Source organism: Pandoraea sputorum (assembly GCF_000814845.2).
In the GTDB taxonomy this organism is placed as follows: Bacteria; Pseudomonadota; Gammaproteobacteria; order Burkholderiales; family Burkholderiaceae; genus Pandoraea; species Pandoraea sputorum.
Window position 1 is genome coordinate 3,109,393 of record NZ_CP010431.2, and the last position, 23,030, is coordinate 3,132,422.

Consider the following 23,030-nt stretch of genomic DNA (forward strand, 5'->3'; position numbering starts at 1 on the left):
AAACTTCACGCAGTACATGAAGTTTTCCCTTGCGTTTTTGCAAACACTGTACAAAAATACAGCCACCTGTGCTTCCATACAGTGATGCCATGATCAAACTTACCGCCCGTCAACAGCAGGTCTACGAACTGGTTCAGCAAGCGATCGAGCGCACCGGCTTTCCGCCGACGCGCGCGGAGATTGCCGCAGAACTGGGCTTCTCCTCCGCCAATGCCGCCGAGGAGCACCTACGGGCACTGGCGCGCAAAGGTGTCATCGAGCTTGCCGCAGGTCAATCGCGTGGCATTCGTCTCAAGCGTCTGGACGACGCGGGCGGCACGCATCAGTTCACGCTGCCGCACATGGGCCTCATGCAGTTGTCGCTGCCGCTCGTCGGCCGTGTCGCTGCAGGCAGCCCGATCCTGGCGCAGGAACATATCGAACGCAACTTCCAGTGCGATCCGAACATGTTTGCGCGTCAGCCCGATTACCTGCTGAAGGTGCGAGGAATGTCGATGCGCGATGCAGGCATTCTCGACGGCGATTTGCTTGCCGTGCAGAAAGCTGCCGACGCGCGCGAAGGTCAGATTGTCGTGGCACGTATTGGCGACGACGTGACCGTCAAACGTTTTCACCGCGTGAAGGGCGGCGTAGAACTGATTGCCGAGAACCCCGACTTCGAGAACATCAATGTCGATGAAGGGAGCGGTGATTTCGCGCTGGAAGGGATTGCAGTCGGTCTGATCCGCAACAATGATCTATGAACGATCTATGAGCGGCCGCTGACGGTCGCCCATCGCGAACCGGGGTAGCGCGACACAGCGACTTGCCCCGACCCCTGAAGATTTGCATTTGATTGCGCCGGGCTGGGTCCGGCGCCCGTGCCCTGCTGCGCCTGCGATTTGTGACATGAACGCCGTTCGCAGCAAGACACGTCCCTCCGACCCGCTTTGAAAGAAGGATCGCATCATGGCTCGACTCTTTGGTTTGCTGCGTACGTCTCTCGGTCAATCGCACGTTCGCGTGTCATCGCAGACGCGACTCTCCGCGGTATACGGTCTCTCGGCGCTCTCTGGACCGTTCGCTTCGGCACCCGCCATCGCCCGCTCCTACACCGTGCCCACCCGCACTCGCACGACCACGCTGCCGCGCACGATTGCAGCCGCCGTCGCTTCGGCGACCCGCCGGGGCTGCCCCGCAGGAAAAGCTGTGAAAGCGTCGCGCAACGTTCGGGAACAACAGGCACGTCGTGACGCGCATGACACGCAGGAGGGTCACGATGTGCGCGTCTATCGAGACAGATCGCACATCGTGATGGTCGGCACGTTTGCCGACATCTGCCGCAAACTCGATCAGGCCGTTGGCGAACATTTCTGCCAGGCGGCGGTTTGATGTTTTGTGCTGGCCCGTCAACGCATTGCGCGAAGACGGGCTGAAACTAGCAGAGCGTGCTGGTTCCTGCGGCTTATTCGCTACGACCGGCATACAGGCTCACTTGCCTTGCAAGGCGCTCGCCGTGAGTCACTGCCCCAGCGCAAGCAGCGGATTATCGGCACTGTGACGCTCACCATCGAAGAAGCGCGCAACGTCTTCCGGCTTCACGGCTTCGATGTTCGCGTGCTGCCAGCGCGGCTTGTGGTCTTTGTCGATCACCATCGCGCGAATACCCTCGACGCCTTCGGCACCGGTGCGGCCGTCGAGGTTGAAGACGCTGCGCATCATTAACCACTCTTCACGCAGTTCGTCCGCGAGAGACAACTTGCGGGCACGACGCACCTGCTCAAGCGCCACGCATGTCATCAGCGGCGACCGCTTGGTGCGCAGCAGGTCTTCCGTCTCCTCTGCCCAGCCCGAGTATTCACAACGCGCTTCGAGTTTGAGGCCCTTCAGAATCGCGGGCATGTCTGCGAGACCGAAGTGCTCATCGATCACGCTGCGCAACGGTGCGAGCTTACCGGGTGCGAGACCACTCGGCGGCAGACTTTCGCGCGCGAACGTACGTGCAGCGTCGAGCACGGCATCGCTATCCTGCCAGTCGCCATTGGCCAGCCGGTCGCACAACGCGGGTAATGACGCGCGCGGCACAACCACGTCCGCCAAGCCGATTTCACACGCGTCGACGGCGCCAAACACGATCCCCGTGGTGCCAAGGTACTCACCGAGATGCCCCGCGAGGTTCGCCAGGAAGAACCCGCCGCCGACATCCGGGAACAGACCGATAGCCGTCTCTGGCATCGCCATGCGCGTCGCCTCGGTGACGATGCGCAACGTCGCGCCTTGCGAGATACCCATGCCGCCGCCCATCACCACGCCGTCCATCAGTGCGATATACGGCTTCGGATAAGACGCGATCGTGTAGTTGAGCCGATACTCGTCGGTGAAGAAATCCATGATGTCGGTGCGGCCTGCACTGATGGCCTCATGGAAGTAGCGAATGTCGCCCCCCGCGCACAGTCCCTTCTCGCCCTCACCTTGCAGCACGACACCCAGCACCTTGGGATCGTCGCGCCACTGATCGAGCGCGGTGGCCATCGCACGAATCATGTCGTGCGACAACGCGTTGAGTGCCTTCGGGCGCGTCAGCGTGATGAAGCCGATACGGCCACGGATTTCGGTTCGAACAAAATCGGTCATGTCAGGCAAGGACTCCGGAAACGTCAACGGATTGGGGGATGAAAGTTCGGGATAACAAATGCAAAAAGCCGGCGCATGGCACCGGCTTTTCTTCCAACAGACAGATCCCGCAGCGCGACGGACTTCTCATCCGTTGCGCCGCGCTTCCATCGCCGGCTTTACTTCTCTTCGCGCGAGGCGCGCTTGCGCTCGTGTTCGATCAGGTGACGCTTGCGCAGGCGAATCGTCTGCGGCGTGACTTCGACCAGTTCGTCGTCGTCGATGAACTCCACGGCGTATTCGAGGCTCATCGCGATCGGCGGCACCAGACGCACGGCTTCGTCGGTACCCGACGCACGCACGTTCGTGAGCTGCTTGCCCTTGATCGGGTTGACCACGAGGTCGTTATCGCGGCTGTGAATACCGATGATCATGCCTTCGTAGAGGGCGTCACCCGGCTTCACGAACATGCGACCACGATCCTGCAACTTCCACAGTGCGTAGGCCACGGCATCACCGTTGTCCTGCGAGATCAACACGCCGTTACGACGCTCACCCAGCGAACCATCCTTGACCGGTGCGTAAGCATCGAAGATGTGGCTCATCAGGCCCGTACCACGCGTCATCGACAGGAAATCGCCCTGGAAGCCGATCAGGCCGCGAGCCGGAATGCGGTATTCAAGACGCGTACGGCCACGGCCGTCCGACACCATGTCCAGCATTTCGCCCTTGCGACGACCGATTTCTTCCATGACGCCGCCCTGGTGTTCGTCTTCCAGGTCGATGGTCAGCATTTCGTACGGCTCGTGCTTCACGCCGTCGATTTCCTTGATCACCACGCGCGGACGCGACACGGCCAGTTCATAGCCTTCGCGACGCATGTTTTCGATCAGAATCGTCAGGTGCAATTCGCCACGGCCCGACACTTCGAAGACCGAGTCGCTGTCGGTGTCCTTCACGCGCAGCGCCACGTTGTGATTCAGTTCCTTGTCCAGACGGTCGCGGATCTGACGGCTCGTCACGAACTTGCCTTCACGGCCGGCCAGCGGCGACGTGTTCACGCAGAAGTTCATCGTGAGCGTCGGCTCGTCGACGGTCAGCAGCGGCAGCGCTTCCGGCGCATCCACGTCGCAGATGGTCACGCCGATACCGACGTCTTCAATACCATTGATCAGCACGATGTCGCCGGCTTCGGCGCCTTCGTCCGACATCACGCGCTCCAGACCCTTGAAGGTCAGGACTTGATTGATCTTGCGCTTGAGAATTTCACCGTCCGGGCCCGAACGCATCACCACTTGCTGGCCCGGCTTGACGCGGCCACGCGTAATACGGCCAATACCGATACGGCCGACGAACGTCGAGTAGTCGAGCGAGCTGATTTGCAGCTGCAGCGGCGCATCCGGATCGGCAGCGCGAACCGGAACGTGTTCCAGAATCGCATCGAACAGCGGCTTCATCGTGCCTTCGCGAACGTTCGAATCGAGGCTCGCAAAACCGTTCAGGGCCGAAGCGTAGACGACCGGGAAGTCGAGCTGCTCGTTGGTGGCGCCGAGTTTGTCCATCAGGTCGAACGTCTGGTCGATGACCCAGTCCGGACGTGCGCCCGGGCGGTCGATCTTGTTGACCACGACGATCGGCTTCAGACCGAGGCCCAGGGCCTTGCGGGTCACGAAGCGCGTTTGCGGCATCGGGCCTTCGACGGCGTCGACCACCAGCAGAACGCTGTCGACCATCGAGAGCACACGCTCCACTTCACCGCCGAAGTCCGCGTGTCCCGGGGTATCGACGATGTTGATGTGCGTGCCTTCGTATTCGACGGCGCAGTTTTTGGCGAGGATCGTGATGCCGCGCTCTTTTTCGATGTCGTTCGAGTCCATCACGCGTTCAGCGACTTGCTGATTTTCGCGGAAGGTGCCCGACTGGCGCAGCAACTGGTCGACGAGCGTGGTTTTGCCGTGGTCGACGTGCGCGATGATGGCGATATTACGGAGAGCGCGGGTCATGAAAGGGGTGCTCGAAAAAGCCTTTGAGGAATCCGCGATTCTACCACTTGCGCATGTCTCGCGTCATGGCCTTTCTGCATTGCAACAACGACATGCACCATTGATTCGCCGATTGACCCACATTCGTCACGAAACAGACCGGCGAATCTCCCCGCTTCCCGTCCCCGCGTTTTCGATGCCACGCACCAAATTAGAGCAATTCGTCTAATTTCCATCGAAATATTTGCCTAGTCAACTATTGCATCGACTTGAATTTAATTAAGTAACCGCTATAATCGTGACAAGTCAACTATTGCAGCTGCACGAAAATGTCCGATCCTTCCGTCACTTTCTCCGCGACCGCGCCGACGTCTCAGCCGGAAGCGCCGCAAGCCGATCCCCCGCGCAACGGTTACAACATCGACGATTCCCTTGGGTATCTCGTGGCGCGTGTGCGTCAGCTGATCCTGGCGGAACTGACGAAGGAAACCTCGCAGTACGGCCTCACCAGCACGCAGGCCACCATGCTTTACAAGGTGGCGACAGGCAAGAGCAAGACGGCAGCGGACCTCGCCCGTGACTACTGTATCGATGCGAGCGCGGTCACCCGCCTGCTCGACCGGCTTGAAGCCCACGGATTGCTCGTTCGCGAGCGCAGCACGAGTGATCGCCGCACCGTGAACCTGAGTGCAACGGAGGCTGGCAATGCAATGGCCGACCGCATGCCCGACATCTTCACCCGCGCAGCCGACCACTTGATGGGCGGCTTCAGCGTCGAGGAAATCGGGTTTCTGAAGAGCCTGCTGCGACGGGTGATCGCCAACGGCGAAGGCGGATGACGGCGCGAGCGCCCGAGAAATCCGCCCTAAATGCCTTGATTCCCGTTCAGAAAAGCTTGTCGAGTCCACTATTGCAAGTCCTCGTCAGCCCTGATTCCCGATTACTGTCAGTACAAGACTTCACTCGTAAAGGTTTTGCGATGAAAGTGGCCTCACCGTTCCTCCCGCACCTGCGGGCCCGCTCAGCGATTTCCGCCCTCTGTCTGGCGGCTGTGACGCTGGGTTTTGCCGGTTGTGCGAACTTCGCCGGCATCCATAGCGACAAGCAGATCACCACGCCTGAGCACTATCAGACCCAGCGCAGCCTGCCCTCCGAGGGCGGCCAGTGGCCGGGCACCGATTGGGCCCAGCGCTTCGGCGATCCGCAACTCGTCTCCCTGATCGACGAAGCCCTCGCCGGCAACCCCGATCTCGCCATGGCCGCCGCCCGTCTGAAGGCCGCGCAGGCGCAGACGGAAGGCGCCGCAGCCGCGCTGCTGCCGTCGGTCAATTTCAACGGCGACGTGTATCGCGAGAAATTCACCGAAAACACCATCTACCCGCCGGGCTACGGTGGCACGTGGTTCACGCAGGGCGATCTGAATGCGTCGCTGTCGTGGGAGCTCGATCTGTGGGGCAAGAATCGTTCGGCACGGGCGCAGGCCACGTCGGCCGAGCGTGCCGAAGAAGCTGAAGACCAGGAAGTGCGCCTCGCGCTGTCCACGGCCGTCGCCCGCTCCTACAACCAGCTCGCCCAGCAATACGCGTTGCACGACGTGCTCGACCGTATCAGCAAGCAGCGCCAGAACCTTGGCAAGCTCACGGCCGATCGCGTGCGCGCCGGTCTCGACACGCAAGTCGAACAGAAGCAGGCCGACAGCAACAGCGCCGACATTCAGACGCAGATCGCACAGCTCGACGGCCAGATTCTGCTCACGCGTCACCAGCTCGGTGTGCTGTTAGGCAAGGGCCCGGATCGCGGTCTGGAAATCGCACCGCCGAAGCTCGCGCAGCTCGCTACGCCGGCCTTGCCGGACAACCTGCCGCTCGCGCTGCTCGCCCGCCGCCCGGACATCGTCTCGGCTCGCTGGAGCGTGGAATCGCAACTGCAAGGCGTAGACGTCGCCAAAGCGCGTTTCTATCCGGACGTGAACCTGAATGCCGCGTTCGGCTTCTCTACCTTCGGGCTGGGCAAGCTGATCGATCCGAGCAGCCAGACCATCCAGGCCGGTCCGGTGATTACATTGCCGATCTTCGACGGTGGTCGTCTGCGCGCCAACCTGAAGGGTCAGTACGCCGCGTATGAAAGCGCCGTAGCGAACTACGACTCGACACTTAACAAGGCGCTCGGCGATATCGCGGACCGCATGTCGTCGATCCGTTCGGCCGACAAGCAGATGGTGTCGCAGCGCGTGGCGCAAGAAGCCGCACAACGCGCCTACGACCTCGCCATCGACCGCTATAAGGCGGGGCTGACGCCGCAACTGACCGTGCTGACGGCCGAGTCGTCGCTGCTGGCGCAGGAACAAGCCCGGGTGAACATCGACAGCGCACGTCGCGACCAGCAAATCGGCCTGATCAAGGCACTGGGCGGCGGATTCGACGCGCAGTCTGCGGGACTGGTCGTGGGCCAGGAGCGCCCGGCAAAGACAGATGCAGACGCGGCCAACGCGCAAACGCACTAAACGTCACGCAAAACAAGACAAACGTCAAAAGCACATTGAGAGATTAGTACGGAGCAAATGATGAGCGACAACCAACAACAAGCGCCTGCCCAACCGGCACCGAACAATGGCAAGCGCCGCCGCATGATGCTGACGCTGACCGCCGTGATCGCCATTGCGGCTATCGGCTACGGCGCCTATTACGCGCTGTATGCGCGCTACTACGAAGACACCGACGACGCGTATGTCGCCGGTAACGTCGTCCAGATCACGCCGCAAGTGGCCGGCACCGTCACCGGCGTGAAGGTCGACGACACGCAGATGGTCAAAGCTGGCCAGCCGCTGGTCACGCTGGATCAGACGGATGCCCGCGTCGCCCTGCTGCAATCCGAGGCCAACCTCGCGCAGACCGTGCGTCAGGTCCGTACGTACTTCGTGAATAACGATGCGTACGCCGCCACGGTCGCCATGCGTCAGTCGGAACTCGCGAAGGCGCAGGCCGACGTAAAGCGCCGTGAAATGGCTATCGCCACGGGCGCAGTGTCACGCGAAGAACTGGCCCACGCACAAGATGCCGTGAAGTCGGCACAGGCCGCGCTCGAACAGGCGCGTGCACAACTGGTGTCGAACAAGGCGCTCACCGACAAGACGTCGGTGACCACGCATCCGAACGTGCAACAGGCGGCCGCGAAGGTGCGTGCGTCGTACCTCGACTACGCCCGTACGTCCATCCCGGCGCCGGTCGACGGCTACGTCGCAAAGCGCTCGGTGCAGGTCGGCCAGCGTGTCGCCACGGGCGCACCGCTCATGGCGCTGGTGCCGCTCAACGAAGTGTGGGTCGACGCCAACTTCAAGGAAGTGCAGATCTCGCACATGCGCGTTGGCCAGCCGGTCACGCTCACGGCAGACGTGTACGGCTCGTCGGTGGAATACAAGGGCACGGTCGCCGGCTTCTCGGCCGGTACGGGCAGCGCCTTCTCGCTGCTGCCGGCACAGAACGCCACGGGCAACTGGATCAAGGTGGTGCAACGTCTGCCGGTGCGTATCGCGCTCGACCCGAAGCAGTTGCAGCAGCATCCGCTGCGCGTGGGTCTGTCGATGCAGGTCAAGGTCAACGTACGTAATACCGACGGCAAGGAACTGGGCGAAGCGCCGACCCTGCCGGTGTATTCGACCGACGTGTACGACAAGGTCGGTCACGACGCCGACGACATCGTCGCCAAGATCATCACCGAGAACGCCGGTGCCGCGGCTGCCAATGCAGGCGCGAACGCAGGCGATGCCAACGACACGCGTAACCAGCCGGCCCGCGCTCGTCCCCTGTAAATCGGAGGGGGGTGCCCCCCACCCCCTTTGACAACTCATGGCAACTCAAAACGCTCCTGCCCCGCTCTCGGGAGGGCAGCTGGTACTCGGCACCATCGCGTTGTCGCTCGCCACGTTCATGAACGTGCTCGACACTTCGATTGCCAACGTATCGATTCCCGCCATCTCCGGCGACCTCGGTGTCTCGTCGAGCCAGGGAACGTGGGTGATTACGTCGTTCGCCGTCGCCAACGCCATTTCGGTGCCGCTCACGGGCTGGCTTACCGAGCGCTTCGGTGCGGTGCGACTGTTCATCACGTCGATCCTGCTCTTCGTGCTGGCCTCGTGGCTGTGCGGCATGGCACCCACGCTCGAAATTCTGCTGGCCGCCCGCGTGTTGCAAGGCGCTGTGGCCGGTCCGATGATTCCGCTGTCGCAGTCGCTGCTGCTCTCGAGCTATCCACCTGCGAAGAGTTCGATGGCCCTCGCTTTATGGGGGATGACGACACTCGTTGCCCCCGTAATGGGCCCGATTCTCGGCGGCTGGATCTCGGACAACTACCACTGGCCGTGGATCTTCTACATCAACATTCCGGTGGGTATCGCGGCCGCTTACGTCACATGGATGATCTACAAGAAGCGTGAAACGCCGACACAGCGCAAGCCTATCGACACCGTCGGTCTGGCCTTGCTCGTGTTGTGGGTCGGCTCGTTGCAGGTGATGCTCGACAAGGGTAAGGAACTCGACTGGTTCAACTCGTCGACGATCGTCATCCTCGCGCTCGTTGCGCTGGTGTCGTTTTGCTTCTTCGTCGTCTGGGAAATCACCGAGAAGCATCCGGTGGTCGATCTCACGCTGTTCAAGCGAGTCAACTTCACCGGTGGCGTGGTCGCCATCTCGGTCGGTTACGGGTTGTTCTTCGGCAACCTTGTGATCCTGCCGCAGTGGTTGCAGATCTATCTCGGCTACACGGCAACGGAAGCCGGTCTCGTGATGGCCCCGGTCGGGTTGTTCGCGATCATCTTGTCGCCGATCATCGGCAAGTTCCTGCCCAAGCTCGACGCCCGCTGGGTCGTGACCGTCTCGTTCCTGTTGTTTGCGCTCGTATTCCTGATGCGCTCGCACTTCAACACGCTCGTCGACACGCGCACGCTGATGATCCCGACATTCCTGCAAGGGGTGCCGATGTCGATGTTCTTCATCCCGCTGACAGCCATCATTCTGTCGGGTCTGCCGGGGCATCGCATTCCGGCGGCGGCGGGGTTATCGAACTTCGTGCGGATTACATGCGGTGCGGTCGGCACCTCGATTGCGACGACCGTGTGGGATAACCGGATTTCACTGCATCACGCACAGCTGACGGAGAATCTGACGCCCTACGATGCCACGTTCAACAGCTCGGTCCAGTCACTCAATCAGCTCGGCATGTCGACCCCGCAGGCTCACGGTTACATCGACCGGCTGGTCACGCAACAGTCGGCGATGCTCGGTGCAAACGATATTTTCTGGATCTCGGCGGTGCTGTTCGTGCTGATGATCGCGATGGTGTGGATCACGCGACCGATTCGAGGTGGCGGTGGCGGCGGCGCAGATGCCGCGGCCGGTGCCCACTGAAGTCAAGGCTTCCCCCCGAGTGCCCGGCCCTGCTCTGTACTACCGGGCACTTCTTGAACCCCGCTGAAGTTAGCGGGGTTTTTTTATGTGCGCTGAACTATTGCGCCGAATTATGTGGGCCGAGAAATGAGCGGCCGTGCAGTTCACAAGGGGAAAGACAGATCGACGCCTAGCCGACGAGATAACGCAATGCCCCTGTCGCCACGATGCTGATGACTACGGTAGGCAATAGCGAAAAGCGCAGCGCGACGAGCAGCGTCACAGCCAGCGCCAGCAGATCGGCTGGGCGGTCCGATACGAAGGATGGCGCAATCACCGAGATAAGCACACAACCCGGCAAGCTCTCCATCACCGAGCGCGTGCGCGGACTCAGCACGCGATCGCGCAACAACAGGAAGCCGACGATACGCGTGGCATACGTCGTGGCCGCCATCAACGCCACCGTTGCAATGGGCAGGAACACTGCGGCATCAATCATGGCGCGGCTCCATCAGCACGGCGGCCAGCAAGCCCGCGACCGCACCGGCGGCCACGTACCACGACCCCGGCACATACAGATACGTCAGCGCAGCGGCGACAAGGCTCACCAGCCACGGCAGACTCTTGCGCATGCCGCGCCACATCCCGCGAAGCAGCACGAGGAAAACGGCGGTAAACGCCATATCTAACCCGTACTGTTCGATGTCGCCGAGCACTGGTCCCAGCACCGCACCGAGCGCCGTGAAGGCAATCCACGCTAGCCAGAGATTGACGGCGACGCCGAGGTAATACGGCAAGCTGATACGGTCGGACCTGCGCGCTTGAGTGTCCGCCAGCGCCATCGCCCATGCTTCGTCGCACATGAGAAACAGCGACGGCAGCGCACGACGCAGCGGCACATGACGCAGCAAAGGCGCGAACGCAGCCCCCATGAGTATGTGACGCGAATTGACCAGGCACGACATGGCGACGATCAGCGCGAGATGCGGCGGCGACGTCCACAAATGGACTGCGGTGAACTCGGAACCACCAGCGAAGTTCATGCCGGTCATGAGCGGCACGAGCCACGCGGGCATACCCTTCTGGGTGGCCTGTGCGCCGAGCACCATCGCGAACGGCACGAACCCCAACATCACCGGCAACGAAGCGCGCATCCCGCGCGCAACTTCGAGTTTGACATCGGACTGCGCTGACGACGCAGCCGAAGAAGACATTCCAGACACAAATACTCCTGCAATAACGACCAATTACGACCAATAGCGACTGTTAACCACTGGCATCGCAGGATAGCGAACCCGGCTTGCCGTCGTCTTGTACGTTCTTGCTGTTTTGAGGTGGATGGCTCGGCGTTTTGGGTTCGTCACTGATCCGGGAGATCACGTGCGTCGACGTAGACACTCTGAAGCGCGTCCGGGTCAATGTCGCCACGCTCGCCCACGTCAACGTCGTCACCACCGCCAGCCTCTGCCTGCGCAGGCTTCACGAGCGACTCGGCGCTGGCCGCCGCCAGCTTTGTCGCGGCCCCCGCCTTCTCCAGCCACGTGTAGAAATCCACCAACCCTGCGGGCAGCGACACCGTGTCGTCGCTGAACGGCAAACGCGCAATCAGAATCACGAACGCCGCAGCAGACGCCTGTCGAATTTGCCTCGCGATGGACTTCTGCCATGCGGGATCGTCGTGATGTGCCAGCGTGTTGCGAAGTTCGTCGCACAGCGCCGATACCGCGCGCTTCGGTAGCGAGATCTTTGCGGGCAATTCGTCTCCTGTGCTCCCATGCGTTCCCGGCCCTAACACATCCAGCACCTTCGCAAATCCGCCACGCGAATTGATCCATGCGATCAGATTCGCCAGACTGTCGCCCTGGAACGGCTGGCTGCCGGGATTCCGGAATTCCTTCCCCCAACAGACCAGGTCGCCTAACGCGAGCACAGCAAAATACGGCGCCACCATCATCCCTGGGGTAAATACCGCGTTACCGACGCGCAGCACCTTGCAACTCGCCTCTCGGGCCACCCGCGTTTTCTCCGGCCGCACCAGTTCGCAGACCATGACGTTTGCCCACCGCGAGAAGAGATCGGGCGCAATGTACGGTGACAGGCAGCTCAGCAGTTGACTCGCCAGATTGGCGACGTGGGTCACCACCACAGTGGTCCCGAGCAGCCTGGAATAGCTGACCGGCGTTGCAACGAGAGCGGGTTCCGATGGCGCGACAGGTGCGGGAGCGTCTGCGGGCGGTGACAACGACGGCAGGGATGCGCCCGAACCCGCGCCCTCGACTTTCGAATTGTTGACGCTGCCCTTGGAATGCAAGGCGGTCGCGGCAAATTGCTGCGACATCACTTCGCGCAGAATTCCCCCCATCCCCGCTTCGATATCCGCCATCGAACAATCGTCGCCAAACTGCGCATAGGACGTTGCAGACGTGCTGGCGTTGCGCGCAAGTTCGAAGTCGTTGAGCAAGGGGACGATCGCAGCGTCCCGCTCATTCGACAGGTCCTCGGACGCAGACGCCTGCCGACACTCGATCGGAATGCAAACGTGTGGCGAACCACCTGGAGTCTGGATCATGACGTAACGCCCTGCTCGTTGGATTCGTCCCTCACAGGCATCGCACCGAATAAAGCCTGCGTTGGCACAACCGCGACACTCTGCGCCGCGCGCCGCACCGAGCGCTTGCGGAATTCGCTCCCGGGCGCTGAGTCGGGAAAACGTGGATCGGGCCGGGCATCGGCAGGTGTCGCGCAATCGCAGTATCATTGCGGATCCCCCGACCCGGCGCCCCCACGGTCAGACACCGTTCGAAGGCCGGGAAAGTACTATCCGTCAGCAAAAACAAAACACCATGAATACCCCGCAGAACCCGATCGAACGCTCCGAAGTCACTTTCCGCTTTCTGGCAGAGCCTGCCGCCGTCAACTTCGGCGGCAAAGTGCACGGGGGCTCGCTGATGAAGTGGATCGACGAAGTGGCCTACGCTTGCGCCGCCACATGGTCGGGCCGCTATTGCGTGACGGTCAGCGTGGGCAATATCCGCTTCCGCCGCCCGATTCTGGTGGGTAATCTGGTGGAACTGCGCGCGCGCATCGTGGCGACGGGCCGCACGAGCATGCATATCCACGTATCGGTTCACGCGGGCGATCCGAAGTGGGGCGAACTGCGTCAGACGACCGACTGCCTGATGGTGTTTGTCGCGGTCGACGAGAGCAACCATCCGGTGGGCGTACCGTCCTTCGAGCCGAAAACCGACGAACAGAAGGCATTGGCGAAATATGCGATGGACGTGAAGGCCGCGCTGGACGCCATCGTCGAACTCAAGCCGGAAAACGTCGCCAGCTGACGCGTCCGATCAGGCCATGCGGACGCCCCATCGTTCGCACGGCAGGTATGCCGACCGTGGTGCGGCAATAGCAGATTCAGGCATCGGGTTTCGATTTGTCGCTTCGAAGGAGAGCAAATCATGCCGCGCGGAACCGTCAAGGATTACTACCCGGAAAAGGGGTATGGATTCATCACGCCGCATGGAGGCGGAGAAATCGTTTTCGTTCATGAAAGCGAGATTTGCACGCCCGGTGCATCAGCGCTTCAGACGGGTCAGATCGTCGAGTATGAAACGACCCGCGGAGACGCCTACCTGCTTGCGACAAACGTTCGCAACGCGTCCAACCCCGACTAAGGCCACCGAGCCGTCTACCTGTCAACGTTGACAGTAACCCGCCACACTCCCCAGTGATCGAATGCCCGTGAGCGCACGCAAGTCGTGCGCGGTGGCCGCTCGTCTCGACAAGGATGTCGACGGTGGGTTCTGTCGCCCCACGCTGAGCGCCACCACACCAGGCTTCACCAGGGCCGGGATCAACGACTTACGAAGGTATCGACTGGTGGCAAGGCGCACGTAGGCTGTCGTGACCTATAGGCGACTTGCAGGCGGTGCGGCTCCGTTGTGCTTCGCCGTCGCACTTTTCCTCAACGCGTGATTGTTTCTGACCGGCTACCGTCGGCAACGCCGTCCGCCCACCGCTCCCGCCTCACCCACCCCGTCGCGCGCAGACTTCATTCTGAGCGACACGATTACCGCTGTTGAACAGGGCAAAACCGATGAATTTCGGCGCAGTTATTGCGTCTTCAGCAACCGTTGCGGTGTGAGCAGCGCTTCGCCGTCCAGTCGGGCGACGCCCAACAGTCGGGCGGTCGCATCGGCGGTGGCTTCGGCGTAGACCTTCACCTCGATGCCGTCATGCGACGCAGCGCACTCGCGCAGCGCTTGCGGGCATCGCACCTCGTCAAGACGCAAACGCTGGCCGTGACTGAACCGCTTAGCTAACGTCTCGTCGAGCGACACCACCGGGAGCGTCTTGAGTAATGCATCGACCGGCGCGAGCTTCTCCACACGTTGTGCATGATCAAGCACGCTCAGGTCATCGAGCGTCACCGCGCCATCGAGCGTCAGCGGGCCGACCGCCGTGCGGCGCAACGCGCGCAGATGGGCGCCACATCCCAACGCTTCGCCGATGTCTTCCGCCAGCGTGCGCACATAAGTGCCCTTGCTGCACGTCACGCGGAAGGTGAATTCGTTCTCGTCCGGCAATGCGCATGCCGTCATCTCCAGCAAGTGGATCGTGACGTTGCGGGCTTCACGTTCGAGCGTCTGCCCAGCACGCGCATATTCGTACAACGGTTTGCCGTCGCGCTTAAGCGCGGAATACATCGGCGGGACCTGCGAAATCGGACCAGTAAAGCGCGGCAGTACCGCACGAATCGCCGCTTCGTCCACCGTCACCGGACGCGCTTGCAGCACCTCCCCTTCCGCGTCGCCCGTCGTCGTCGTCTCACCGAGACGCACGCGCGCTTCGTACGTCTTGTCGGCTTCGAGCAAGTCCTGCGAGAACTTCGTCGCCTCGCCAAAACACAACGGCAGCAATCCCGTCGCGAGCGGATCGAGCGTACCGGTATGCCCCGCCTTCAACGCCTGAAGCAGACGCTTGGCCTTGATCAGGGCATCGTTGGACGACAGGCCCAGCGGCTTGTCGAGCAACAACACGCCGTCGAGCGGGAAACGAGGAAGTTTTTGGCGGGGTGCCTGCGAACGCGGGTCCGTCATGTGCGGGAGTACTTGAGAAATTCTTGTGGGATGTTGCCAGGCCTCCGTCGCGGAGGCGCAGGCATCGCAGGCCTACCGGGCACGCTTCGCGTGGGCCCGGTCGGTCCGGCAGGCGACATCGTGGACGAGCGGCTTACTTGCCTTCGTCCTTGTTGGCGCTGCCATCGTCGCTATCGACGTCGTCACCGCCTTCGCCCGCGGCCGCTTCCGCGTCTTCCTTCGCGCGGGTCGCGTTAGCCGTGTCGATCAGACGCGACATTTCGATGGCACGTTCAATCGACTGATCGAAGTGGAAATGCAACGTCGGCACCGTATGGATGTGCAACCGCTTGAACAGCAGATTGCGCAAATAGCCGGCCGCTTCGTTGAGCGCTTCGCCGGTCGCTTTCGGATCGCCGGTGAGCGTCGTGTAAAACACTTTCGCATGCGCGTAGTCGGGCGTCACTTCCACGCTTTGCAGCGTGACCAGACCAATGCGCGGGTCCTTCACTTCGCGCTGAATCAACTCCGAAAGATCACGCTGGATCTGATCGTTGATGCGAAGATTTCGACCGGGAACGCCACGTTTCTTTGCCATAACAAACTCGCTAATAATGCAATGGCCCACGCCACCGGTTTCCCGGCTTGGTGGGCCATTCCACATCTGTTGTGCAAATCGCGTTACAGCGAGCGCGCAACTTCCGTGATTTCAAACGCTTCCAGTTGGTCGCCTTCCGTAATGTCGTTGAAGTTCTTCACCGACAGACCGCACTCGAAGCCTGACTTGACTTCCTTGACGTCATCCTTGAAGCGCTTGAGCGAATCGAGCTCGCCCGTGAAGATGACCACGTTGTCGCGCAACACACGCACGTGCGACGAACGCTTGACGAAGCCGTCGAGCACCATACAGCCGGCCACCGTACCGACCTTCGGCACCTTGAACGTCTGACGCACTTCGACCATACCCGTGATTTCTTCCTTCTTCTCCGGCGCCAGCATGCCCGACATTGCTGCCTTCACCTCATCCACTGCGTCATAGATGATGTTGTAGTAGCGAATATCGATACCGTTCGACTCGGCCAACTTGCGGGCCAGTGCATCGGCACGCGTGTTGAAGCCGATGATGACCGCCTTCGAAGCCGTCGCCAGGTTGACGTCGCTTTCGCTGATGCCACCGACCGCAGCGTGCACGATCTGCACGCGCACTTCCGGCGTCGAGAGCTTGTTGAGCGACTGAGCCAGTGCTTCCTGCGAACCCTGAACGTCTGCCTTGATGATGAGGGGCAGCGTCTTGACTTCGCCTTCGGCCATCTGCTCGAACATGTTCTCGAGCTTCGCAGCCTGTTGCTTGGCCAGCTTCACGTCGCGGAACTTGCCCTGACGGAACAGCGCGATTTCACGTGCCTTGCGTTCGTCCTGAACCACCAGCACTTCTTCACCGGCGCCCGGCACTTCCGACAGACCCTGGATTTCGACCGGGATCGACGGACCTGCGTCCTTCGTGTTCTTGCCCGTTTCGTCCAGCATGGCGCGAACGCGACCGTAAGCCTGACCTGCCAGCACCATGTCGCCGCGCTTGAGCGTGCCCGACTGAACCAGAATCGTGGCGACCGGACCCTTACCCTTGTCCAGCTTCGCTTCGATCACGATACCCTTGGCCGGGGCTTCCACCGGTGCCTTCAACTCCAGCACTTCGGCTTGCAGCAGCACGTTCTCGAGCAGATCGTCGATACCCGTGCCCGTCTTGGCCGACACAGGCACGAACGGCGAGTCGCCACCGTACTCTTCCGGCACGACACCCTCGGCCACCAGTTCCTGCTTCACGCGGTCCGGGTTGGCTTCCGGCTTGTCGATCTTGTTGATCGCCACCACGATCGGCACACCGGCCGACTTCGCGTGGGCAATCGCTTCCTTCGTCTGCGGCATCACACCGTCGTCCGCCGCGACCACGAGAATCACGATGTCCGTTGCCTGCGCACCGCGAGCACGCATGGCCGTAAAGGCCTCGTGACCCGGCGTGTCGAGGAACGTCACCGTACCGCGCGGCGTGTCGACGTGATACGCACCGATGTGCTGCGTAATGCCGCCGGCTTCGCCCGACGCCACCTTGGCGCGACGGATGTAATCCAGCAGCGAGGTCTTGCCGTGGTCGACGTGACCCATCACGGTCACCACCGGCGGACGCGGCAGCGCTTCGGTTTCCGTCACATCGTTGCCCAGGTCGAGCAGCGTTTCCGGATCGTCCAGCTTGGCGGCGATTGCGCGGTGGCCGAGTTCTTCCACCACGATCATCGCCGTTTCCTGATCGAGCACCTGGTTGATGGTCACCATCTGGCCCATCTTCATCATCAGCTTGATGACTTCAGCGGCCTTGACCGACATCTTGTGCGCCAGATCGGCAACGCTGATCGTTTCCGGCACGTGCACGTCGCGCACCACCGGTTCGGTCGGTGCCTGGAATGCATTGCGATCGTCCTGCGAATGACGGTCGCCACGACGGCCGCCACGGCCACCGCCACGCCAGCCATCCGAACCGCCGCTCGCATCGCCACGCGTCTTCATGCCGCCACGCTTGTTGCGGTTGTCCGTATCCTTCTGCCACGCGCCCGGCTTCTTGTCCTTCTTGTCCGCTGCGCCCGCCGTCGTCGACGCCGGTGCGGCGGCCGGCTTCTTGTCTGCCGGTTTTGCTGCGGCACCTTCCGGCTTGGCCGGCTTGTGCAGCGTGCCCTTGGCGGCGTCCGCCTTGGCCGGTGCGGCCGCAGCAGGTGCCGGCTCCGGTGCCTTAAGCACGCGGCGCGGGGCGTTCATCATTTCGCGAATGGCGCGCGCTTCGGCTTCCGCCGCGGCACGACGCTTGCGAATCGCTTCCTCTTCGGCGCGGGCCTTGTCGGCAGCAGCGCTCGCCTTTTCGGCGGCAGCGCGGGCTTCCTCGCTGGCCTTGCGGGCCTGCTCGCGCTCGGCGTCGGCCTTGGCAGCCGCAGCCTTGTCGGCTTCCGCGGCCTTTTCGGCGTCGGCCTTGGCGACCTTGTCCGCTTCTTCGCGGGTTTGCTGCACCTGCTTCTCGGCTTCGGCGTCGGCCTTGGCTTCCGCCTTGGCCTTCTGCTCTTGCGCCGCCTTCTCAGCGGCTGCAGCGCGCTCAGCTTCCTCACGCGCACGGCGCTCGGCAGCTTCCTTCTCTTCGCGCTCGCGACGCTCGGCTTCTTCGCGCTCCAGTTGTTCCTGGCGACGCTTCAGTTCGGCCGCTTCCGCAGCCAGACGCTCCGCTTCGCGGCGTGCGTCTTCCTCACGCAAACGAAGCGCTTCGTCTTCTGCTGCGGCAGCAGCGTTGTCCGCGCCTTCGGCGACGTCGTCACGCTTGACGAAGGTGCGCTTCTTGCGCACTTCGACCTGAATCGTACGCGCCTTACCGGTCGCGTCGGCCTGCTTGATTTCCGAGGTCTGGCGACGCGTCAGAGTAATCTTCTTTTTGTCGCCGTCGCCAGCGCCGTGCGAACGGCGCAGGTGCTCCAGCAGACGGGCCTTGTCGGCTTCCGTCACGGAATCGTCGGCGCTGAGTTTGTCCACGCCGGCGGCTTTGAGTTGCTCCAGCAACACGCCGGCCGACATTTTCAGTTCTTCAGCAAATTGGGCTACGTTGATGCTCGCCATTCAAACCTCTTCAAGCAAGGCCAGGCGCCTTGCGGTTAACTTCAAAGTTCACTGTTCCATATGCATGCCGGGGCAGGTCATCATTGGAACCAGTGCTCTCGCGCTTTCATGATCAGGGCCTTTGCGGCTTCCTCGTCGACGCCGGTCATTTCGGTCAGTTCGTCGACGGCCAGCTCGGCCAGATCATCGCGCGTCTGAATTTCATGCTCGGCCAGCTTGGCCAGCAACTCGGGCGTCATGCCGTCGAGGCTCTTCAGATCGAGCGCAACGCCCTCAACCCTCTCCTCGGTGGCAATCGCCTGCGTCAGCAATGCGTCGCGTGCACGATTGCGCAGCTCATGGACCGTGTCCTCGTCGAACGCTTCGATTTCAAGCATTTCGTTCAGGGGCACGTAGGCGATCTCTTCCAGGCTCGAGAAACCTTCCTCGATCAGGATGTCCGCCACTTCCTCGTCCACATCGAGACGCTGCATGAACAACGTGCGCAGCGTGCCGCGCTCTTCGTTCTGCTTCTCGGCCGATTCGTCCGGCGTCATGATGTTGATCTGCCAGCCAGTCAGTTCCGACGCGAGACGCACGTTCTGACCGCTGCGACCGATCGCCACCGCCAGTTCGTTCTCGTCGACGACGACGTCCATGCTGTGCTTCTCTTCGTCCACGACGATGGACTGCACCGCCGCCGGCGCCAGCGCGCCGATCACGAATTGCGCGGGGTCTTCCGACCACAGCACGATGTCGACGTTCTCGCCACCGAGTTCGTTACGCACAGCCTGCACACGCGTGCCGCGAATGCCCACACAGGTGCCGATCGGGTCGATACGCTTGTCGTAAGCCACCACAGCGATCTTGGCGCGCATGCCCGGGTCACGAGCCGCCGACTTGATCTCCAGCAGACCTTGCTCGATTTCCGGCACTTCCATGCCGAACAGCTCGATCAGGAATTCCGGCGCGGTACGCGAGAGTTCGATCTGCGGGCCGCGTGCCGTGCGGTCCACCTTCACGATGTACGCGCGAACGCGGTCACCGATACGCAGGTTTTCCTTCGGGATGAGTTGATCGCGACGCAGCAGTGCTTCCACACGGCCCGACTCGACGATCAGGTTGCCCTTGTCGAGACGCTTGACCGTGCCGGTCATGATCTTCTCGCCGCGCTCCAGGAAGTCGGAGAGGATCTGCTCGCGCTCGGCATCGCGAATGCGTTGCAGAATCACTTGCTTGGCCGCCTGAGCACCGATACGGCCGAACTCGACCGATTCCACCGCCTCTTCGACGAAGTCGCCGACTTCGAGGGACGGATCGTCTTCCTTGGCTTCGAACGACAGAATCTGCTTGTCCGGCTCCTGCAGACCCGCTTCGTCCGGCACTACCAACCAGCGACGAAAGCTCTCGTGCTCGCCCGACTCACGGTCGATGTGCACGCGAATGTCGACGTCTTCGCTGTAGCGCTTCTTCGTGGCCGAAGCCAATGCCGCTTCAAGCGCGCCGAACACGACATCCTTGTCGACGTTCTTTTCGCGCGCGAGCGCATCGACCAACAGCAATACTTCGCGACTCATCGTTTGCGACTCCTAAAATCAATCTGCGGCACAAGGCGCGCACGGTCAATATCCGCGAGGGTGAATTCGAGCAGCGCCGGGCCGCCCTTGCCTTCGAACTCAAGGCTCAAGTTTTCGCCTTGCGGTGCCTGCAAAATGCCGCGGAACTGCTTGCGGCCTTCAAGCGGCACACGCAACGTGAGACTTATTTCGACGCCGGCAAAACGCTCGAAGTCACGCAGCTTGCGCAGCGGACGGTCAAGCCCCGGCGACGACACTTCAAGTCGGTCGTAATTGACGTTCTCGACCATCAGGACGTGCGAGAGCTGACGGCTCACCGTCTCGCAGTCATCGATAGAGATGCCTTCCGGCTTATCGATATACACGCGCAGCAGTCCGCCGCCCGCGCGCTCAAGATCGACCAGCTCGTAACCCAGGCCTTCGACCGTGGTCTCGATCAGTTCTGGCAATTGCAACTTTGCTCACCCTAGAAAAACTCGCGCGCATCAGCAGCGCCCGACATGTCTGCGCGCCCCGCATGGGACGTCGCACGATACCTGCCTCGACCGTCCGGGCCGGTGTGCCTGAGTCGACACACCCACTCCCCGACGTGGCGGCATCGGCCGCGCTAAACGCTCGCGGCAAAAAAAAATGGGCGAAACGCCCATTTCTTACAGCCTCATTGCGCATGAGGTGCGCATCGCAGCAGAACGCCCGACACGCAAACCAGCTTATTCGTTGATTTTATATGGTTTTGGGCCGATTTGCAACGCTTGACGCCCGAAATGCCTGAGGAACAGGCCACAGTGTCACATTGCCGCAATGCAAGATCGGCACCCTTTAGCGAGAACGGTTGCCGCCGCGATTGCCACGGTTGCCCTGGCCTCCGCCGCCCGTCCGGCTGCCGCCACGGCTGCGATTGCCGTTAGCGTTGCCACCACCATAACCTCCGCTTCCGCCGTTGCCGCCGCTGTTACCACCGCGCGACTGACCGCCGAAACCGCCCGTGCTGTTGCCACCACCGAAGCGGCGACCTTCGCCACGCGGCGAAGGCGTCTGCCCCGGATAGCCGCCGCTCGGACCGACGAACGCGGTCAGCGGATTGGGGCGCGGACGACGCGACTGCCCCGGCTCGCGAGCGAACACGCCCAGCGCCGTTTGCATCGGATCCGGCTGACGGCGCGGCTCCTTCGCGGCGCCGGCCTTACCGCCACGGCCACCGTTTGCGCCATTGCGCGCACCCTTTTCATCCGAAGCTGCGCCGGGCATCTTCATGCCGACGGCGGCGAACAGCGAACGCACCTGCGCTTCGTCCATCTCTTCATAGCGACCGCGCTTGAGGCCGCGCGGCAGCGTCAACGGGCCGTAACGCGTGCGGATCAGACGGCTCACCATCAAACCGGCCGCATCGAACATGCGACGCACTTCGCGGTTGCGGCCTTCGGCCAGTGCGACGTGATACCAGTGGTTCGAGCCTTCGCCGCCGCCATCTTTCAGGCGCAGGAAGTTGGCTTCGCCGTCGTCCAGCTTGATGCCATGCAACAGTTGCTGGCGCGACGCTTCGGTCAGTTGCCCCACGGTGCGCACGGCGTATTCACGCTCGATTTCGTAACGCGGGTGCATGAAACGGTTGGCCAGATCGCCCGACGTCGTCAGGATCAGCAGACCTTCCGTGTTGAAGTCCAGACGTCCGACGGCGAGCCACTTGGCCGTCTTCATCGGCGGCAGACGGTCGAACACCGAGCTGCGGCCTTCCGGATCGGCATGGCTGACGATTTCACCCGCAGGCTTGTGATAGAGGAGCACGCGCGGCGGCTTGCTGGTGATCCGACGCTTAACGAGCTTGCCGTTGATGCGAACCTGATCGGTCGGCAAAATGCGCTGCCCGATGTGTGCCGGCTCGGAATTCACCGACACGCGACCAGCGAGAATCAGTTCTTCCATCTCGCGACGCGAGCCCATACCCGCCTCGGCCAGCACCTTATGCAGCTTCGGCGCTTCGTCGTCGGGTGAGAGCACGCGACGATCGGCCGGACGGCGACCGCGCTTGGCGGCTGCGTTGTCGCCCTCGGCGTCGTCACCATCGAAACCACCGGAAGTCACGAAGGCGAACAAATCGTTGTCGCCCGCATTCCCTGCGCCACCCTTGCCACCGGCACCGCTGCGAGCCCCGCCGGCCGGGCCCTTGCGGCCACGCCCCTGCGTCGTCTTGTTCGCGGCACCCTGGCCGCCTCGATCACCCTGCGCATTTTGGGCGCCCTGAGCACCGCGTCGCTGACGGCCACCCGGCGCAGCACCGCCGGCCTGTGCCGGTTGCGCAGCCTGCTGGGCGTCGTCACGCTTGCCGCCACGCGGCTTGCGCGTATTGGCACGGCCTCGTGGCTGCGCGGCAGACGGCGCGCCTTCGGCACCTGAAGCCGGGCCTTGCTGAGCCTCGGGGGAAGATTGACCTGACGCGGCGTCCGAGCCAGCGAACTCGCCGGTGTCGTCGCCTTCGCGCTTGGCTTGCTGAGCCGCACGGCGGCGCGCAATCAGACTGCGCGGGCCACGGCGCAAACCGCGGCGCGACGCCTTTTCATCGCCACCCTCGCCTTCCGGCGAACGCGCTTCGGCACCGGCATCGCGTGCGTGCAGGTCCTGGGATTCTTCGTTTTGTTTCAACACAACCTCATTGGAAAACGGGATCGTCGTGGGCAGGCTTAGGTCGCTGCCCTGATCCGTGTTCGCACCATGAATGCGCGGCAAAAGCCTGCCGCGACTTCGTTCTTATCGCTAACGGCCCCGAAGGTGTGCGTGGCGCAGAGCGCCACCGCC

At 62.3% G+C, this 23,030-nt stretch carries 19 protein-coding genes; 8 read left to right on the forward strand and 11 right to left on the reverse strand.

Annotated elements, in window-relative coordinates; genetic code table 11:
• The first annotated feature begins 89 nt into the window (after positions 1-89).
• Together lexA and NA29_RS13675 are read left to right on the forward strand one after the other, a co-directional pair.
• Entirely contained in the window at positions 90-743 is a 654-nt protein-coding gene (gene lexA / locus NA29_RS13670; protein ID WP_039398858.1) for a transcriptional repressor LexA, read from the forward strand.
• Positions 744-948: 205 nt separating this feature from the next.
• Positions 949-1,371, forward strand: coding sequence for a hypothetical protein (locus tag NA29_RS13675; protein WP_039398861.1), 423 nt, complete (start codon positions 949-951; stop codon positions 1,369-1,371).
• Between the two features lie 129 nt (positions 1,372-1,500).
• Here the strand turns inward: NA29_RS13675 and NA29_RS13680 are convergent, their stop codons facing one another.
• Together NA29_RS13680 and typA are read right to left on the reverse strand one after the other, a co-directional pair.
• On the reverse strand, positions 1,501-2,613 hold the full coding sequence (locus tag NA29_RS13680; protein WP_039398863.1) for an enoyl-CoA hydratase/isomerase family protein: 1,113 nt from the start codon (positions 2,611-2,613) through the stop codon (positions 1,501-1,503).
• Positions 2,614-2,771: 158 nt separating this feature from the next.
• A complete protein-coding gene (typA, locus tag NA29_RS13685) occupies positions 2,772-4,595 on the reverse strand; it encodes a translational GTPase TypA (RefSeq protein WP_039398865.1) in 1,824 nt (607 codons plus the stop codon).
• A gap of 308 nt (positions 4,596-4,903) precedes the next feature.
• Here typA and NA29_RS13690 point away from each other — a divergent pair, with 308 nt between their 5' ends.
• The 4 genes from NA29_RS13690 (at position 4,904) to NA29_RS13705 (ending at position 9,976) form a co-directional block, all read left to right on the forward strand.
• Positions 4,904-5,413 (forward strand): MarR family winged helix-turn-helix transcriptional regulator, encoded by a 510-nt coding sequence (locus NA29_RS13690; RefSeq protein ID WP_039398867.1) that lies wholly within the window; start codon positions 4,904-4,906, stop codon positions 5,411-5,413.
• A gap of 140 nt (positions 5,414-5,553) precedes the next feature.
• A complete protein-coding gene (locus tag NA29_RS13695) occupies positions 5,554-7,077 on the forward strand; it encodes an efflux transporter outer membrane subunit (RefSeq protein ID WP_039398869.1) in 1,524 nt (507 codons plus the stop codon).
• Between the two features lie 60 nt (positions 7,078-7,137).
• Positions 7,138-8,382 carry an HlyD family secretion protein gene (locus NA29_RS13700; RefSeq protein WP_039403474.1) on the forward strand — a complete coding sequence of 415 codons (1,245 nt, stop codon included), beginning with the start codon at positions 7,138-7,140 and terminating at the stop codon, positions 8,380-8,382.
• A gap of 37 nt (positions 8,383-8,419) precedes the next feature.
• Positions 8,420-9,976, forward strand: coding sequence for a DHA2 family efflux MFS transporter permease subunit (locus tag NA29_RS13705; RefSeq protein WP_039398872.1), 1,557 nt, complete (start codon positions 8,420-8,422; stop codon positions 9,974-9,976).
• A gap of 169 nt (positions 9,977-10,145) precedes the next feature.
• Here NA29_RS13705 and NA29_RS13710 read toward each other — a convergent pair whose 3' ends face one another.
• The 3 genes from NA29_RS13710 to NA29_RS13720 form a co-directional block, all read right to left on the reverse strand.
• Positions 10,146-10,454, reverse strand: coding sequence for an AzlD family protein (locus NA29_RS13710; protein ID WP_039398874.1), 309 nt, complete (start codon positions 10,452-10,454; stop codon positions 10,146-10,148).
• The gene (locus tag NA29_RS13715; RefSeq protein ID WP_039398876.1) at positions 10,447-11,169 is read right to left on the reverse strand and encodes an AzlC family ABC transporter permease; all 723 of its coding nucleotides are present in this window, start codon (positions 11,167-11,169) and stop codon (positions 10,447-10,449) included. Before NA29_RS13715 ends, NA29_RS13710 begins: the two co-directional genes overlap by 8 nt.
• 146 nt (positions 11,170-11,315) lie before the next feature.
• Complete coding sequence (locus tag NA29_RS13720; protein ID WP_072633293.1) at positions 11,316-12,524, reverse strand: hypothetical protein; 1,209 nt, start codon at positions 12,522-12,524, stop codon at positions 11,316-11,318.
• A 274-nt stretch (positions 12,525-12,798) separates the two neighbouring features.
• Here NA29_RS13720 and NA29_RS13725 point away from each other — a divergent pair, with 274 nt between their 5' ends.
• Complete coding sequence (locus NA29_RS13725) at positions 12,799-13,293, forward strand: acyl-CoA thioesterase (protein ID WP_039398880.1); 495 nt, start codon at positions 12,799-12,801, stop codon at positions 13,291-13,293.
• A gap of 120 nt (positions 13,294-13,413) precedes the next feature.
• Positions 13,414-13,629 carry a cold-shock protein gene (locus tag NA29_RS13730; RefSeq protein WP_039398882.1) on the forward strand — a complete coding sequence of 72 codons (216 nt, stop codon included), beginning with the start codon at positions 13,414-13,416 and terminating at the stop codon, positions 13,627-13,629.
• Positions 13,630-14,067: 438 nt separating this feature from the next.
• Here the strand turns inward: NA29_RS13730 and truB are convergent, their stop codons facing one another.
• From truB to NA29_RS13760, 6 genes are all read right to left on the reverse strand, one after another.
• On the reverse strand, positions 14,068-15,054 hold the full coding sequence (gene truB, locus NA29_RS13735; protein ID WP_039398884.1) for a tRNA pseudouridine(55) synthase TruB: 987 nt from the start codon (positions 15,052-15,054) through the stop codon (positions 14,068-14,070).
• A 133-nt stretch (positions 15,055-15,187) separates the two neighbouring features.
• Positions 15,188-15,631 carry a 30S ribosome-binding factor RbfA gene (gene rbfA, locus NA29_RS13740; RefSeq protein WP_039398886.1) on the reverse strand — a complete coding sequence of 148 codons (444 nt, stop codon included), beginning with the start codon at positions 15,629-15,631 and terminating at the stop codon, positions 15,188-15,190.
• A gap of 83 nt (positions 15,632-15,714) precedes the next feature.
• Positions 15,715-18,681 (reverse strand): translation initiation factor IF-2, encoded by a 2,967-nt coding sequence (gene infB / locus NA29_RS13745; RefSeq protein WP_039398888.1) that lies wholly within the window; start codon positions 18,679-18,681, stop codon positions 15,715-15,717.
• 80 nt (positions 18,682-18,761) lie between these two features.
• Positions 18,762-20,237 (reverse strand): transcription termination factor NusA, encoded by a 1,476-nt coding sequence (gene nusA / locus NA29_RS13750; protein ID WP_039398890.1) that lies wholly within the window; start codon positions 20,235-20,237, stop codon positions 18,762-18,764.
• A complete protein-coding gene (gene rimP / locus NA29_RS13755) occupies positions 20,234-20,692 on the reverse strand; it encodes a ribosome maturation factor RimP (protein WP_039398892.1) in 459 nt (152 codons plus the stop codon). Before rimP ends, nusA begins: the two co-directional genes overlap by 4 nt.
• 364 nt (positions 20,693-21,056) lie before the next feature.
• On the reverse strand, positions 21,057-22,877 hold the full coding sequence (locus NA29_RS13760; RefSeq protein ID WP_442756984.1) for a pseudouridine synthase: 1,821 nt from the start codon (positions 22,875-22,877) through the stop codon (positions 21,057-21,059).
• Positions 22,878-23,030: the final 153 nt, after the last annotated feature.